Raw genomic sequence first — 14860 nt, forward strand, 5'->3', positions numbered from 1 at the left:
CCTCAGATCTTTCCCGGCGCGGACGGCCAGTTATGGGTTTCCTCGCCGGCATCCCGGCACCAGCGATAGAAGGCGTCGTAGAGCAGCATGCCGGCATCGAGCTGTGCCAGGTCGTCGCGATACATCCGTGACAGGCCGAGCGACGCCGCAAGGAAGCCGGCCGCTTGCGGCACGAGATCAAGCCGCGCGGTATCGGCCGCCCGCACGATCATGGCAAGCTGGTCGAGCGCCGGCGACGACAGCCCGAACTCCTCGATCATCGTGTCGAAGCTGCAGCGCTCGCCGCGATGGCTCCAGAACACGCCGTCGATGTCGAACGGCGTCGCCCCGAAGCGGTCGGCGACATCCGCGACCTCCGAAGCCGAGACGAACAGGAAGACGGCGTTTCGATCGATGAAGCGGCGGATCAGCCAGGGACAGGCGATGCGGTCGACCTTCGGCCGTGCCCGCGTCACCCAGAGCGTGCGCCCTGCGGCATCGCGCTGCGGCAGCTTCCCGGTCTCGACGAGCAGTCCGCCTGCCTCGCGCCAGGCCTCGAACCCCCCAGTGAGATTCTCCGCCGCGACGCCTTCGTGGCGCAGCCAGGCGGCGACGCCCTCGCTGAGCTTCTGCCCCCGCTGGCAGATGACGACGACCGTGCGGCCGGCATAGGCCGAGGCCCAGGCGGCGACGTCGCGATGGCTGCGACGTTCGCTCGCCGGCAACAGGCGCGGATCGGCGGCGACGTCCTCGTCGATGCGGACGTCGATCAGGGTGGGCGCATCGGGCAGGCCGACGAGCCGGGACAATTGCGCAGGCGTGATCTGGATATTGGAAGACATGAGCGTCCATCCTTGAGCAAGGAGTGTGGACGCGATCCTTGGGCTGACGCCTCACGGGGCGGTCGCGATTGGCCCCTGCGGGAAGTTTAGATCACCAGTAATTGTTAGCGTCAACGGCCGTCTGCTCCTCCGGCCAGAGCCAGCCTGTGCAGGACCTGTACTGGCGGCCAGGAGACGCAATCGACGCTGTCGAATGTCAGCTCGAATGCATCAAGGGATCGCGAAACCAGCTTCAGTACATCTGGCCGCTTCGAAGCTGGAATCGCCATCGCGACGGTCAAATGCGGCTTCCACTGTGCAGGGGCATAGTGGGGGTCACACGCCGGCACCTTCGGTCCAAGCGTCGCATGAAGCCGATGATGCAGGTCGAGCAGGCGCTGGTCCTGTCGTGGCGCCAACCAGAGCATGAGCGGATCGCTGTCGAAGAAATCGACCCGGTCGAAATACAGCGAGATCGCGGCTTGGCGGTCGAATGTCTCCATGCCCTTTCGGAGCACGGTGAGATCGACCGTCGAGTAGCGCGTCAGCGTCAGGTGAGGCCGATAGCCGAGCGCTCGGATCGATGGAGCGTCCTCTAAGGCCGAGGCCTCATCGACCTGATCCCAGAACGGCTGCGCGAGAGAGCTTGCGCTCAGGGTGATGCCCAGCATGGCGCTTCCCTCGCATCAGCCTTCCAGTCGCGTGAACAACCAGCCTCGCCTCAATCCACCCTACTGACCAAGAGCTTGTCGATCCGCCTGCCGTCGAGATCGACCACCTCGAAGCGCCAATGGCCCTTTTCGAAGCTCTCACCGACATTGGGCAACCGGTTCATCTCGGCCAGCACGAAGCCGGCGACGGTCTGGTAGTCGGCGTCGCGCGGCACATGGATGCCGAGCTCATGCGAGAACTCGTCGACCTGCATCCAGCCCGCGACCAGGAAGGAGCCGTCGGCGCGCGTGACGATCGCAGGCTCTTCCTCATCCTCGTCCTGGAAGACGCCCGTGATCGCCTCGAGCACGTCGCTCGAGGTGATGATCCCCTCGAAATGCCCGTACTCGTCGAAGACCAGCGCCATGTGGACATGGGTGGCGCGGAGCGCGCGCAGCACCTCGAGCGCACCGGTGGTGTCGAGCACGACCGGAGCCTCGCGGACCAGGCTGCGCAATTCGACCTTGTCGTCGGCGAGCGCCTCGAACAGGTCCTTCATCTCGATGATGCCGATGATCGAATCGGCCTCGCCATCCTGCACCGGCAGGCGGTTGCGCCTGGTCGCGCGAACCTGAGCGCGGATCTCGTCGAGCGTGTCGGAGAGATCGATCACCTCGACCTCGCGGCGCGGCGTCATCAGCGCCCGGGCCGAGCGGTCGGCAAGGCGCATCACGCCCGAGATCATCTCGCGCTCGTCACGCTCCAGCACGCCGGCGTTCTCCGCCTCGGCGATGATGGTGCGGACCTCTTCCTCGGTGACCGTCTCCTCCGATTCGCCTTTCTGGCCGAGCAGCGCCAGCACCAGCTTGCCCGACGTGTCGAGCAACCAGACCAGCGGCGAGGCGACCTTGGCCAGCACCACCATCGCCGGCGCGACGCGCGCGGCAACGCGCTCGGCATCGCGCAAGGCGATCTGCTTGGGCACCAGTTCGCCGATGATCAGCGAGAGGTACGTGATGAGGACGACGACAGTGCCGACGCCGAGTGCATCGGCAGCCGTATTTGAGAATCCCTGCGTGCCGAGCCATTCCGACAGGCGTGCACCGAGCGTTGCGCCCGAAAAAGCGCCGGACAGCACGCCGACCAGCGTGATGCCGATCTGCACGGTCGAGAGGAAGCGGCCCGGATTTTCGGCGAGCCGGATCGCCTTCGCGGCCCCTTTGCTGCCTTGATCGCTGAGGACTTTCAGCCGTGCCGGGCGGGATGAGACGACCGCAAGCTCCGACATGGCAAGCACACCGTTAATGACGGTGAGGACGACGACGACCAGAATCTCCGTTAACAAAACCAGCTCGGGGGCTGCAGGACCGCGCTCGCTATCGGCCTGCTTCTGAGCCGCTTATAACGCATTGACGGCCGAACGCGATGGGAGAAGACGATGCCCCAGGACGATCTCCATCACCATGATCCCCGCCAGCTTGCCCCGGCGACACAGCGCAACCGCGAGCCGATCCTTGCCGTGCTCCGCGAAGTGCTCCCGCATCAAGGGCTCGTGCTGGAGATCGCCAGCGGCTCCGGCGAGCATGCCATCCACTTCGCAGCCGCCTTTCCGGACCTGAGCTTCCAGCCGAGCGACCCCGATCCGGCTGCGCTGGCCAGCATCGACGCCTGGGCACGCGAGAGCACTCTGCCGAACCTGCGCCCGGCCATCCGGCTCGATGCGATGGCACCGCGCTGGCCGGTCGCCAATGCGGATGCGATCCTGTGCATCAACATGATCCACATCTCGCCCTGGGCGGCGACCGAGGGGCTGATCCGGCAGGCGGCACAGCTTCTGCCGGCCGGCGGGCCGCTCTATCTCTACGGCCCCTATCGCCAGCACGACGTGCCGCTGGCGGCAAGCAACGCCGTCTTCGACGACAGCCTGCGCCGGCGCAATCCGAAATGGGGTCTGCGCGAGCTCGAAGCTGTCGCCGAGCTTGCAAGAGCCGCCGGCTTCGGTGAGCCAGCTGTGACGGCGATGCCGGCGAACAATCTCAGCGTGGTGTTCCGGCGGCTCTAAATTAACCCAATCACCGTGTCGTCCCGGGCGGAGCGTAGCGAAGACCCGGGACCGATGCCTGAACCTCTTTCTGGAAGGCTCAGGCATGGATCCCGGATCGGCGCGGCTATCGCCGCTTGTCCGGGATGACCAGGAGAAGTGCCCTACCCCCCGTCGCAGCTCGTCTCCTGCGTCGCGCAGATTCGGTCGACCCAGGCGCGGAAGCGGCCGGCCTCGACTCCCGCCTTCGCTGCTGGAGCGATGGTGAGCCCCGACACGGCCTCGCTGTCGGCAGGGAACGGGCCGTATTCGACCTGCACCCATTTGCCGCTGCAGCCGAGAAGGCGGCCATTCTGGACGAAGGCGTCGCCGTCGAAGCTTGCCCCGTCCTGACCTGAGAGGACAGCCGGCGCCTTGGCGTCCGGGCGCAGCCGGCCGGCGGCAGCCTGCGACTTCACCGTCAGCTTGCGCCCGCTGACCCAGCCCGAGCCCTTGAACATCGGCCGTGGCGCGGCATCGGTCAGCATCTCGTTGTCGCGCGCCTTGGCGATCCTGAACCAGCCATTGGCGCCGGCCGAAACCTCGACCTCGACCATGGCGCGCACCGGCGGATCGTCGCCGCTGAGCTTCACCGGCGGCAGCGTGCCGACCACCTTGTGACTGGTGCTCGGGCCGGCGCGGACGTTCAGCCCCGCAGGGTCGGTCTCGCTGACGAAGGCGCCGAAGGAGCAGGCGACCTGCCCGCCAGGCGCAGGCGTGACGCCCTCCGACTGCGCCCGCACGGCCGGAGTAGCGAGCAGGACGACAGCCAGACTGGCGGCAAGGGCTTCAGGACGCAGCATTGACCAGCACATAGTAGAAGGCGCCCGGGGTCCCGACCGCCTTGAGGAAGGTCGGGTAGCGGTTCTTCGGGATGGTCTGGCAGCCGGCCGACCAGGTGTTCGGTTCCAGCACATTGTCCGCCCCGCCGCGGTGAATATACATGCTGGTCCCCGCCCCTGACGGGTCGATCCGGCTCTTGTCGTCCTGGGTGAAGCGTCCGTCGCCGTCGGTGTCGCGCTCGGCGACCTGCGTCGCCTTCACCTGGAAGGCACGATCTCCCAGGAAGCCGCCCTTCTTCTCGAAATACTGGTAGGTGCCCTCGGTCAGGCGGCCGGCATCCTTGATGCCGTCCTTGTTGATGTCGACGCCATCGGCCTTGCTGAATTTGACGCCCTTGTAGCGCGCGTCGCCGCCGCTGGCGCGCTGCGAGTACTGGGCGCCCGGCTCGGTGCAGATCGGAAAGCTCGTGAGCTCGCGGAAGCGCCCGGTCCGACGCATCACCACGACAAGGTCGTCATAGGAGCCCTTGCCGCGATTGGCGATCGTGCTGCTTTCCTTGCGCAATGCCAGCAGGACGAGGCGGCCGAATCTCTGGTCGAAGCGCGCATCGGTCGAGCCGAAGCGCCAGAAGATCGCCGAATAGGAATCGAAGGCCTGCTTCGGCGTGCGGAATTGCGGGCGCTCGGCGGAGGGGCGCCGGAAGCGGGTGTCGAGGACCTCGCCATGGAAGTCGCGCCAGTCCCGCAGGCCCCGCAGCCGCGTCTCCGCAGCCGGGCTGAGATGGGCCTCGACGACTCGCCAGAAGAAATCCTGCAGGCCGGGCGGCACTGCTTCGACGATGTCGCGCCAGCGCGAGAAGGCGATGACCTTGTCTTGCCTGAGGCAGCGGTCGAACTGCCGGGCAAAATTGGCGAAATCGAGTTCGGCGAGATCCGGGCGACGGGCGCTCATGCCTCGCCATCCGATCGTTGGAGTGGGCGCATCGAACCCTCCAGCGCTGCATCGTTCAGGGCGACCATAAGGCATCGCCGCCCGAAGGTCAGGCGGCGAGCAGCCGGTCGATCAGCAGCTTGTGGAGGTCTGGGAGCTTTTCGCTCTCTCAGAGCACCATCGGCAGCACGAAGAAGCCACCGATGACGACCACCGCCAGCGCCAGCGCCGTCATCGGCAGGTGCTTCTCGATGAAAATGCGGATGTCGTCGCCGTAGAAGCGCAGCGCCACCGCGATCATCGCGAAGAAGGTGACGCGCGAGATCACCATGCCGAGCGTGAACTTCCAGATGTCGAAATGCAGGAAGCCGGACATGATCGTGACAATCTTGAACGGGATCGGGGTCAGGCCCTTGGTCAGCAGCACCCAGAACCAGTAGTCCTGCGAGGTGTGGATCAGGTGGGCCGCCTTCTCCTGCAGGCCGTAGATGCCGATCAGCCAGGCGCCGACCGATTCATAGAGCAGTGCGCCGATCGCGTAGCCGAGATAACCGCCGGTGACGGCGCCGAGCGAGCAGACGCCGGCGTAGACCCAGGCGCGGTCGGGCCGCGCGATGCACATTGGGATCAGCAGCGGGAGCGGCGGCAGCGGGCTCACCGAACTTTCGACGAAGGTGATGGCGAAGAGCAGCCAGGGCGCGGCAGGGTGAGACGCGTAGGAAACGCACCAGTCGTAAGCACGCTTGAGCATGAAGGGGAAACCGTTCCTGGGTTCTCGCGCCGGTTGCAGGGCTGCCCTGCGTCCCATGCATTAATTCAATTGTCGCGGTCAGGCCACTAATCTCTTGGGCTAGAGTCAACATCGCGACGGGTTCGTGGCAGCCAAGAGGCAGCTCGATCTCGCACGCCGCTAGCAGGGCTTCACACCAGCGTCATGCCCGGCTGCCCGGCCTCGACGACGAAGCTCGCCCGAGTCGAGACCGCACCGCCGGCCACGGTGACCTTGTCGAGAACGCGGTAATCCGCCTGCCAGCGCTCCTTCGACAGGCTGTGGCGCATATAGCCGCGCTGGTTGTTGAAGAAGCCGATATGCGGGTTCTTCTTCAGCCCCGCTTGCCCCGCCTTGGTCATGTCGGCGCCATCGCCGCCCGAGGTGATCGAGGTCGAAACGAACTCGACGCCGAGCGTCTTCGATTTCGGATCGTCGAAATCGGCCTTGAGCTCGCCCGCCCAGTTCTGGTGGATGTCGCCGGTCAGCACCACGGCATTGCCGATGCGGGCGCTCTCCAGCGTGTCGAACAGCCGCTTGCGTGCCGCGACGGCCCCGTCCCACTTGTCCATGCTGTAGCCCACCTTCTCCGGGTCCGGATCGCGGTCGTGGCGCATCAGCATGACCTGCTGCGCCAGCACGTTCCAGCGCGCCTTCGAGGCCCGCAGGCCTTCGCCGAGCCAGGCCTCCTGCTTCTCGCCGAGCATGGTGTTCTCCGGCTTCAGCGCATCGGCGCAGGCCGCGTGCGAGCCGTCGCCGCAAGGCTGGTCGCTGCGGAACTGGCGGGTGTCGAGCACGTCGATCTGGGCGAGATCGCCATAGTGGAAGCGGCGATAGGCCTGGATCCACGGCCCGTTCGGCAGCGAGGTCCGGCGCAGCGGCATGTGCTCGTACCAGGCCTGGAAGCCGGCGGCGCGGCGCAGCGCGAAAATCTCCGGCGGAATGTTCTCCTCCGAGACCATGCCGGCGAAATTGTTGTCGACCTCGTGGTCGTCGAAGGAGACGATCCAAGGCGCCGAGGCGTGGGCGAGCTGGAGATCGGGATCCATCTTGTAGATGGCATAGCGCTGGCGATAATCGGCGAGCGCGTAGATCTCGTCGGGCTCGCCCGGCATCACTCGCGCCACCGGCAGCGGCCGCTCGTTCGGCCTGACCATCCGGTACTCGTAGATGTAGTCGCCATAGTGGAAGACGAAGTCGAAGCGCTCCTCGGCGACATGGCGGAAGGCACTGAAGAAGCCATCCTCGTAGCGTTGGCAGCCGAGCACGCCGAAGTTCACCCGCTCGACGCTTGCCCCCGCCGCCGGCAGCGTCCGGGCGCGGCCGATCATGGTGCGCTCGCCGCCGCAGCTGAAGCGGTAGAAATAATCGCGGTTCGGCTCCAGCCCGGCGATCTCGACATGGACCGCGTGGCCGAGTTCCGGCCGGGCCAGCGCCGTGCCACGCTGCACCGCCCCGCGCATATTGGCCTCGGTCGCGATCTCATAGGCGACCTCGACCGCCTTCATCGGCATGCCGCCATTGCGGGCGAGCGGCAGCGGCGCCAGCTTGGTCCAGATCACGAAGCCGTCGGCGGACGGGTCGCCCGAGGCGATGCCGAGCCCGAACGGATAGGCGGCGAAGACCGGATTGGCCCAGACGCGCTGGTCGATGACGCCGCCACCGGTCAGCAGCAGGCCCGAGGCTGCGAGCCCGGTCAGGAACCGCCGCCGCGACGGCGTGCCGGCCTCGGTCAGGAAGTCATCGACGCTGAACTGACCGAAGGCGTTGCGGCGGAACATGACGGGGCTCCAGGCTCGTTGCCTGGAACCATACCAAGTTTCGCCTGACGCACACGTGACAGAAGCGGCGACAGCATCGGACCGAAAAGTGGAATCCACTTTTCGGACAAATCCGATGCTATAACAAATCGATAGATCGCCGTTATCGCGTCCTGTCGGACGCGCGGCGATCTATTGCAGCCGCTCCAATGCCTCCGCGATCTTGAGCTTGCGGGCTTCTGCCGCAGCCTTGCGCTCGCGGTTCTCCTCGACGATCTCCTCGGGCGCGCGTGCCATGAAGTCGGGATTGCCGAGCTTGCGCTCGACCGCGACGATGTCCTGGTCGAGCTTGGCAAGTTCCTTGTTGAGGCGGCCGCGCTCGGCGTCGAGATCGATGATCCCCGCCAGCGGCAGCGCCGCGACCTCACCGCGCACGATGATCTGCGCCGACTGGCCGGGCGCCTCATCGGCGAACTCGATCGCGGAAAGCCGCGCCAGCCGTTCGATCATCGGCGCCCAGGCCTCGACCGCCGCCTTCGTCGCGGCGCTCGCCTTGACCAGCACCAGCGGCACCTGCGTCCCGCCCGGCACATTGGTCTCCGAGCGGATCGAGCGGATGTCGGAGATGAGATCGACGACGAAGCCGATCTCGGCCTCGGCCGTCTCATCGACCAGCGCCGACAGCTCCGGCCAGCGCGTCAGGCAGACCAGGCCCGCCTCCCCGGCCGGCACCGTGCGCGGTGCGCCGGCATTGGCCTTCTGCGCCCAGAGCTCCTCGGTCAGGAACGGCATGAACGGGTGCAGCAGCTGGCAGATCAGGTCGATGACATGGGCGACCGTTGCCTGCGTCTCCGCCCGCGCCGCGGTGCCGGCCGCGTCCAGTTCCTCGGCCTGCAGCACCGGCTTCGACAGTTCGAGATACCAGTCGCAGAACTGGCCCCAGACGAAGCGATAGGCTGCATCCGCCGCCTCGTTGAACTTGAACTCGGCGATGCCGGCCGCGACCGCATTGGCGGTGCGGGCCGCCTCGGACAGGATCCAGCGGTTCAGCGGCAGCTTGGCCCCGGCAGGGTCGAAGCCTTCCGCCCGCAGGCAGCCATTGATCTCGGCGAAGCGGGCTGCGTTCCAGATCTTGGTCGCGAAGTTGCGGTAGCCCTCGACGCGCGAGGTCGCGAGCTTGATGTCGCGCCCTTGCGCCGCCATCGCCGCGAAGGTGAAGCGCAGCGCATCCGCGCCATAGGTGTCGATCAGCACGAGCGGATCGATGACGTTGCCCTTCGACTTCGACATCTTCGCGCCCTTCTCGTCGCGAACCATCGCGTGGAGATAGACGTCGCGGAACGGCACCTCGTCCATGAAGTTGAGGCCCATCATCATCATCCGGGCGACCCAGAAGAAGATGATGTCGAAGCCGGTGACCAGCGTCGCGGTCGGATAGTAGCGCTTGAGCTCGGCCGTCTCTTCCGGCCAGCCCAGGGTCGAGAACGGCCACAGCGCGGACGAGAACCAGGTGTCGAGCACGTCCTCGTCGCGCTTGAGCTCGACTGCTCCGCCATAATGACCAAGCGCCAGCGCCTGCGCGCCGGCTTCCGACTCGGCGACGAAGCATTCGCCGTCCGGCCCGTACCAGGCCGGGATCTGGTGGCCCCACCAGAGCTGGCGCGAGACGCACCAGGGCTCGATGTTCTCGAGCCAGTCATTATAGGTCTTGGTCCAGCTTTCCGGCGTGATCCTGGTCTTGCCGTCCCTGACCGCCGCGAGCGCGCGCTGCGCCAGCGGCTGGACGTCGACATACCACTGATCGGTCAGCCAGGGCTCGATCACCACGTCCGAACGGTCGCCATGCGGCACAGTGTGGGTGTTCGGCTCGACCTTGCGCAGCAGCCCGCGGGCCGCCATCAGCCCGACCACGACCTTGCGGGCCGCGAAGCGATCGAGGCCATGCAGCGCCAGCGTCTCGCGCTCGGGCGCCGCGCCTTCCAGGAAGTCGGCATTGTCCTGAATCAGGATGCGAGCTTCACCGTCCAGGATATTGACGACCCTCAGCGAATTGCGCTTGCCGACGTCGAAGTCGTTGAAGTCGTGCGCCGGGGTGATCTTGACAGCGCCGGTGCCCTTCTCCGGGTCGGCATAGTCGTCGCCGAAGATCGGAATGACGCGGTTGACCAGCGGCAGAACCGCGCTCTTGCCGATCAGCCCCTTGAGCTTGTCGTTCTCGGGATGGACCGCAACGCCGGTGTCGCCCAGCATCGTCTCCGGCCGGGTCGTCGCGACGGTGATGTAGGTGTCAGGGTTCTCCGCATCGTAGGCGACGCCTTCGATCGGATAGTCGAAATAATAGAGATGGCCGTTCGGGTCCTTGGCCAAGGCCTTCTCCAGCTTGGCGGCGTCGAACGCCTCCTCGCCACCGCGCTGCCATTTGAACGAGCCGGTCTTCTCGAGCTGCAGCACCTCGATGTCCGAGATTGCGGTCTGGAACTTCGGGTCCCAGTTCACCAGCCGCTTGGCGCGGTAGATCAGCCCCTGCTTGTGCAGGCCGACGAAAACCTTGAGGACAGCAGCCGAAAGCCCCTCGTCCATGGTGAAGCGCTCGCGCGACCAGTCGCAGGAGGCACCGAGGCGCTTGAGCTGGTTGACGATCGTCCCGCCGGACTCGTCCTTCCACTTCCAGACCTCGGCCAGGAAGGCCTCGCGGCCCATGGTCCGGCGATCGGTCTTGTTCTCGGCCGCGAGCTTGCGCTCGACCACCATCTGCGTCGCGATGCCGGCATGGTCGGTGCCGGGCTGCCAGAGCACGTCCTTGCCACGCAGGCGCTCGAAGCGGCAGAGCAGGTCCTGCAGCGTGTTGTTGAGGGCATGGCCCATATGCAGCGAGCCGGTGACGTTCGGCGGCGGGATCACGATGCAATAGGGTTCGGCCCCGGGCGCAGCCCCGCGCCCCGCCTTGAAGGCGTCCGCCTCCTCCCAGGCCTTGTTGATGCGCGCCTCGACGGAGGCCGGCTCGAATGTCTTGTCCATCATCGCTCTGCTCGAACGCCAAACGGCCGGGGAGCCTGCCCCGGCCGTGAAAACGAAGCCAAAAGGTCTACGGTCTTAAGAGCGCACGGACGGGCGTCACGTCAACGATTTCGATGCATGGCGGCCTTGTCGGCATTCAGGCGGCGCTCGATTGCAGGAACCACAATGCCTTGTCGAGGCTCTGCGAGTAGGCTGTGAGCAGATCGGCCGTGCCGGCATCCCCAGCCTCGTCGGTCTTGTCGATCGCATCGCGCACACTGTTCGCCGCGCCGGCATAGCGCTCGATCAGCGCGTCGAGATGGTCTTTCACGGCGACGATCTCCGTCGGATAGGGCTTGAGGCTACTGCCGGATGCGACCGTCTGGGTCGTGCCGAGCGCCGTGCCGCCCAATTGGGCCACGCGCTCGGCGACGGTGTCGACATGCTCGTCGAGTTCCTTGCGAAAGCCGTCGAGCATCAGATGCACGCCGATGAAGCCCGGACCTTTCAGGTTCCAGTGCGCCTGCTTGGTGGCGAGCGCCAGATCGATGCCGTCCTGCAGGCGCTCGTTGAGAATGGCGATCACTTCGTTCTTGGCGTTCGACGGCATGTCGATCCGCGAGGCGGGCTTCTTCATGGGGACACTCCAGACCAGGCGCGCGCGTGCTTTGGCGCCGCATGACCTCTCGAACGCGGATCCCGCCCAAGCGTTCCGCGGGAACAGACCGGCCTGACGCCAGTTGGGCATAGAACCGCACAAGGAGGCCCCAATGACCAGGAAGACCGACCAGGACCGCGCCTGGGAGCTGATCGAGGAGATCTGACTGTGCATGTTCGTCAGCCATGACGGCAATGGCGACCAACTGCGCGCCCGCCCGATGAGCGCCCATGCCCACCGCGACGAGGATGCGATCTATTTCCTCACCGACCTGCGTGCCCACAAGGACGACGAGATCGAGATCAACGAGAATGTCTGCCTCTGCTTCGGCGACAACGGCTCGTATAAATATGTTTCCGTCACCGGCACGGCGAACCTGCTGGATGACCGCGATCGCGTCGCCGAACTCTGGTCGCAGGCGGCGCGCGCCTTCTGGGAGAGCAAGGACGATCCCAACATCCGCGTCCTCAAGGTGCGGCCCGCTTTGGCAGAGTTCTGGGACAGCCCTGGCAAGATCGTGACTTCGGTCAAGATGGCGGCCGCCGCGATCACCGGCTCGCGGCCCGATCTCGGCAGCAACCGCAAAGTCCTGCTCTGAGGGGGCGACGATGAGACTTCTCGTTCACCTGGTCGGCGCCTGGGTAGCGTCGGAAGCGGCGTCAGGCCGCTATCCCCGCTCCCTGTCCCTCGGCATGCAGCTTCTGGTCTCGCGGCTCGGCCCTCAAACCGCGCTGATGGCGCTCGCCGGCTACGCCATCCAGAGCCTCAACGAAGGCGGGGCGTTCGGGCTGCGCCGGACACAGCGCCGACGGCGGCGCGGCTAAAGCGTACTGTCGTCACACGGAACCACCGTCGTCATTCTGGGCGAGCGAAGCTCGGCCCGGGATCCATCGTAGAGCTCCGGAGCCTTACGATGGCTCCCGGAACTGCGCGCCTTCGGGGCTTGTCCAGGATGACGGTGCGGTTCCGAGGATTATCAGCGTGCTCGAGAAGCCTCAGCGTCGCCCGCCGCGGGCGACGCGCTCGATCTCCGCCCGCACCAGCCGCTCGACCATGGTCGGCAGGTTGTCGTCGAGCCAGGTCTTGAGCATCGGCTTCAGCATGTCCTTGACCAGATCCTCCAGCGTGCGCGCATTGTTGCTGAGGACGGTATTGGCGAGCGCTCCGAAAGCGCTGTGCACCGCGGCGCCGGCCTGGTCGGAAATCAGCGCCGCCATGTCCATCGGCGGGGCCGGCTGCTGCTGGATTGGCGGCGCCGGTTGTGGCTGGATCGGCGGCGGCACGAAGGCCTGGGGCTGAGGTGACTCCGGTTCGGGCTCGGGCAGCGCCACGGCCTGCGGCTCGACGAAATCGATATCGTCCGCAGCTCCCGCGATCGGCGCGGGCGGCTCTTCAACGACGCGCTCGGCCTCGGCACCGAGGTCCAGCACGTCGTCCTCGATCAGCTCCGGCTCTGGTTCGGGTTCCGGCTCGGGCTGCGGCGCCAATGCGACCGGCTCCGGAGCGGCTTCCTCCGGCGGCGCGGCAGGCTTCTCGTCATCGGCGATGATCCGCCTGATGGAGGCGAGAATCTCCTCCATCGAAGGTTCATTGGCCTTGGGCTGCGCGCTCATGCTGATTCCGGTCACTCGACTCAGAGGACGCCTAAGGAATCAGTGCGCCCCGCTGCATGAGTATTTCATCGGAAAACCGGCAGGCAAGGCGCCTGGGGGCCGGCCCACAGGAGAAATCCGGAGTGTTGCACCGGCGCTGCGGCGCGCCGGCTTCAAAGCATCTTCGCGCGAAACGGATCCCCGGTCGCCCGGAGGCTACGACGCGGTAAGGCGCGAGGGCATGTCCGCGTTTCGGAAACACGCGAACATGCCCGAGAACGCGGACCTAGCGTCCGTCCGGCGTCTGCGTGCCCCAGAGCAGGCCCTTGACCTGATCATAGTGCTTGCGCGCATCGTAGCGCTCGGCCTTGAGCTTCAGCGTGTCGGACGAGAGCTTGCCGATCGCGGAGAGGACGGCATAGGACGCCACGACGCGGTCGCGCTGAGCCGTGACCAGCGTCGAGCGGGCGCTGACCAGTTCCTGCTGGGCGTTCAGCACGTCGAGCGTGGTGCGCTGGCCGACCTTGGCCTCTTCGCGCACGCCGGCGAGCGCGGTCTCGGCCGCCTGCACCTGTGCCTGTGCGGCGACGATCTGCGCCTTGGCCGCATCATGCGCGCCCCAGGCGGACACGACCGCGGCCCGGACGGTGTCGCGCGAGGTGTCGACCTCGATCCGGCGCTGCCCGGCCGTCTCCTTGGCCTGGCGGGTGCGCGAATAGACCTGCCCGCCCTCGTAGATCGGGATGGTCAGCGTCGCCACCGCGCTGGCCGAGGTGCGGTTGTCGCCGAAGAACTGGTTGTCGTAGCGCTGCTGCACGAGGCCGCGCACGCCGACCGTGGGACCAAGATCCGCCTCGGTGACCTTAACCTGCAGCTCCGCCGCATCGACGCCGTGCAGCGCCGCGATGATCGCCGGGTGCCCCTGCAAGGCGCCGTTCAGCGCGGCCGGCAGCGACTTGGGCAGCAGGTTCTCGACCGGACGACCGGGAGCGAGCTGCTTGGGCTCGGTACCGACATTCTGGCGGAAGCGCGCGATCGAGGTCTTGAGATTGGATTCGGCCAGGATCGCCTGCGACTGCGCCGAGGACAGGCGCGCCTCGGCCTGGGCCACGTCGGTCCGCGTCACCTCGCCGACCTGGAAACGATCCTTGGTCTGCCGCAGCTGCTCCTCGAGAACCTCGACGTTGTTCCGGTTGAGGTTGAGGATCGCCGTGTCGCGCAGCACGTTCATGTAGGACGTCGCCGCGTCGAGCAGGACGTTCTGCTCGGTGTTGCGCAGCGTCGCGCGCGCTGCCAGCACCTGCGATTCGGCCTGGCTGACGGAGCTGCGGGTCTTGCCGCTGTCGAAAATGTTCTGGTCGACCTGCAGCCCGCCGCCACGCGGGTTGAGGCGGGAGACGGAGTTGCTGTGCGCAGCGCCGCTCTTTTGCGCGTTGAACGGAATGTCGCTCTCGGTGATGCTGGCGCCGATATCGGCCGACGCGGTGATGCGAGGCCGGTAGCCCGAGAGCGCCTGCGGCACGTTCTCGTTGGTGGCGCGCACCGCGGCGCGCTGTGCGTTCAGCGTCGGATTGGCCGAATAGGCACGCCCCAGCGCCGCTTCCATCGTCTGCGCCAGCACCGGCGAGCCCGTCACGGCTCCCAGCATGCCGGCGAGCAGCAGGCGGCTCGCGGTCTTCTTCAACGTCGGTCGCGTTACAATCACTGGACGCCTCTTGTGCGGACTCTAGTCACGCCCAGGCATCGCCCCAGCCTCGGCACTCGATTTAAAATCATAAGCTTCGCAGCCCGCCTCGCCAATGTCGCGAGACGAACTGGTCGCCTTTCAATTCTGCACTGC

The 14860-nt window shown here is 66.5% G+C and carries 14 protein-coding genes; 3 read left to right on the forward strand and 11 right to left on the reverse strand.

Annotated elements, in window-relative coordinates; all coding sequences use genetic code 11:
- Positions 1 to 2 precede the first annotated feature (2 nt).
- The 3 genes from GV161_RS28505 to GV161_RS28515 form a co-directional block, all read right to left on the reverse strand.
- The gene (locus GV161_RS28505) at positions 3 to 821 is read right to left on the reverse strand and encodes a sulfurtransferase/chromate resistance protein (RefSeq protein WP_152013650.1); all 819 of its coding nucleotides are present in this window, start codon (positions 819 to 821) and stop codon (positions 3 to 5) included.
- Positions 822 to 931: 110 nt separating this feature from the next.
- On the reverse strand, positions 932 to 1471 hold the full coding sequence (locus GV161_RS28510) for a 2'-5' RNA ligase family protein (protein ID WP_152013649.1): 540 nt from the start codon (positions 1469 to 1471) through the stop codon (positions 932 to 934).
- Between the two features lie 50 nt (positions 1472 to 1521).
- Positions 1522 to 2781, reverse strand: a complete 1260-nt coding sequence (locus GV161_RS28515; protein WP_193219523.1) for a hemolysin family protein — start codon at positions 2779 to 2781, stop codon at positions 1522 to 1524.
- A gap of 108 nt (positions 2782 to 2889) precedes the next feature.
- Between GV161_RS28515 and GV161_RS28520 the strand changes: the two genes are divergently transcribed.
- A complete protein-coding gene (locus GV161_RS28520; protein WP_152013647.1) occupies positions 2890 to 3513 on the forward strand; it encodes a DUF938 domain-containing protein in 624 nt (207 codons plus the stop codon).
- A 143-nt stretch (positions 3514 to 3656) separates the two neighbouring features.
- Here GV161_RS28520 and GV161_RS28525 read toward each other — a convergent pair whose 3' ends face one another.
- The 6 genes from GV161_RS28525 to dps form a co-directional block, all read right to left on the reverse strand.
- Complete coding sequence (locus GV161_RS28525) at positions 3657 to 4334, reverse strand: SH3 domain-containing protein (RefSeq protein ID WP_152013646.1); 678 nt, start codon at positions 4332 to 4334, stop codon at positions 3657 to 3659.
- Complete coding sequence (locus GV161_RS28530) at positions 4321 to 5265, reverse strand: hypothetical protein (protein ID WP_152013645.1); 945 nt, start codon at positions 5263 to 5265, stop codon at positions 4321 to 4323. The genes GV161_RS28525 and GV161_RS28530 overlap by 14 nt, the downstream gene beginning before the upstream one ends.
- A 148-nt stretch (positions 5266 to 5413) precedes the next feature.
- A complete protein-coding gene (locus tag GV161_RS28535) occupies positions 5414 to 5995 on the reverse strand; it encodes a DedA family protein (protein ID WP_152013644.1) in 582 nt (193 codons plus the stop codon).
- Positions 5996 to 6165: 170 nt separating this feature from the next.
- A complete protein-coding gene (locus tag GV161_RS28540) occupies positions 6166 to 7794 on the reverse strand; it encodes an alkaline phosphatase D family protein (RefSeq protein WP_152013643.1) in 1629 nt (542 codons plus the stop codon).
- Between the two features lie 171 nt (positions 7795 to 7965).
- On the reverse strand, positions 7966 to 10794 hold the full coding sequence (locus GV161_RS28545) for a valine--tRNA ligase (RefSeq protein WP_152013642.1): 2829 nt from the start codon (positions 10792 to 10794) through the stop codon (positions 7966 to 7968).
- A gap of 133 nt (positions 10795 to 10927) precedes the next feature.
- Positions 10928 to 11425, reverse strand: coding sequence for a DNA starvation/stationary phase protection protein Dps (gene dps / locus GV161_RS28550; protein ID WP_280179034.1), 498 nt, complete (start codon positions 11423 to 11425; stop codon positions 10928 to 10930).
- A 175-nt stretch (positions 11426 to 11600) separates the two neighbouring features.
- Between dps and GV161_RS28555 the strand changes: the two genes are divergently transcribed.
- Entirely contained in the window at positions 11601 to 12026 is a 426-nt protein-coding gene (locus tag GV161_RS28555; RefSeq protein ID WP_244623979.1) for a pyridoxamine 5'-phosphate oxidase family protein, read from the forward strand.
- A 10-nt stretch (positions 12027 to 12036) separates the two neighbouring features.
- A complete protein-coding gene (locus tag GV161_RS28560) occupies positions 12037 to 12252 on the forward strand; it encodes a hypothetical protein (protein ID WP_152013640.1) in 216 nt (71 codons plus the stop codon).
- A 171-nt stretch (positions 12253 to 12423) separates the two neighbouring features.
- Here the strand turns inward: GV161_RS28560 and GV161_RS28565 are convergent, their stop codons facing one another.
- Both GV161_RS28565 and GV161_RS28570 read right to left on the reverse strand, forming a co-directional pair.
- Positions 12424 to 13041, reverse strand: coding sequence for a DUF2497 domain-containing protein (locus GV161_RS28565; RefSeq protein ID WP_244623978.1), 618 nt, complete (start codon positions 13039 to 13041; stop codon positions 12424 to 12426).
- Positions 13042 to 13306: 265 nt separating this feature from the next.
- Complete coding sequence (locus GV161_RS28570) at positions 13307 to 14704, reverse strand: TolC family outer membrane protein (RefSeq protein WP_244623977.1); 1398 nt, start codon at positions 14702 to 14704, stop codon at positions 13307 to 13309.
- Positions 14705 to 14860 lie beyond the last annotated feature (156 nt).

This window comes from Bosea sp. 29B, assembly GCF_902506165.1.
Classification (GTDB): domain Bacteria; phylum Pseudomonadota; class Alphaproteobacteria; order Rhizobiales; family Beijerinckiaceae; genus Allobosea.

Excerpts from the sequence above, each read along its gene's own strand:
- GV161_RS28505 (WP_152013650.1), bottom strand. The coding sequence starts at position 821 with ATGTCTTCCAATATCCAGATCACGCCTGCGCAATTGTCCCGGCTCGTC.
- GV161_RS28510 (WP_152013649.1), bottom strand. The coding sequence starts at position 1,471 with ATGCTGGGCATCACCCTGAGCGCAAGCTCTCTCGCGCAGCCGTTCTGG.
- GV161_RS28520 (WP_152013647.1), top strand. The coding sequence starts at position 2,890 with ATGCCCCAGGACGATCTCCATCACCATGATCCCCGCCAGCTTGCCCCG.
- GV161_RS28525 (WP_152013646.1), bottom strand. The coding sequence starts at position 4,334 with ATGCTGCGTCCTGAAGCCCTTGCCGCCAGTCTGGCTGTCGTCCTGCTC.
- GV161_RS28530 (WP_152013645.1), bottom strand. The coding sequence starts at position 5,265 with ATGAGCGCCCGTCGCCCGGATCTCGCCGAACTCGATTTCGCCAATTTT.
- GV161_RS28535 (WP_152013644.1), bottom strand. The coding sequence starts at position 5,995 with ATGCTCAAGCGTGCTTACGACTGGTGCGTTTCCTACGCGTCTCACCCT.
- GV161_RS28540 (WP_152013643.1), bottom strand. The coding sequence starts at position 7,794 with ATGTTCCGCCGCAACGCCTTCGGTCAGTTCAGCGTCGATGACTTCCTG.
- GV161_RS28545 (WP_152013642.1), bottom strand. The coding sequence starts at position 10,794 with ATGATGGACAAGACATTCGAGCCGGCCTCCGTCGAGGCGCGCATCAAC.
- GV161_RS28555 (WP_244623979.1), top strand. The coding sequence starts at position 11,601 with ATGTTCGTCAGCCATGACGGCAATGGCGACCAACTGCGCGCCCGCCCG.
- GV161_RS28560 (WP_152013640.1), top strand. The coding sequence starts at position 12,037 with ATGAGACTTCTCGTTCACCTGGTCGGCGCCTGGGTAGCGTCGGAAGCG.
- GV161_RS28565 (WP_244623978.1), bottom strand. The coding sequence starts at position 13,041 with ATGAGCGCGCAGCCCAAGGCCAATGAACCTTCGATGGAGGAGATTCTC.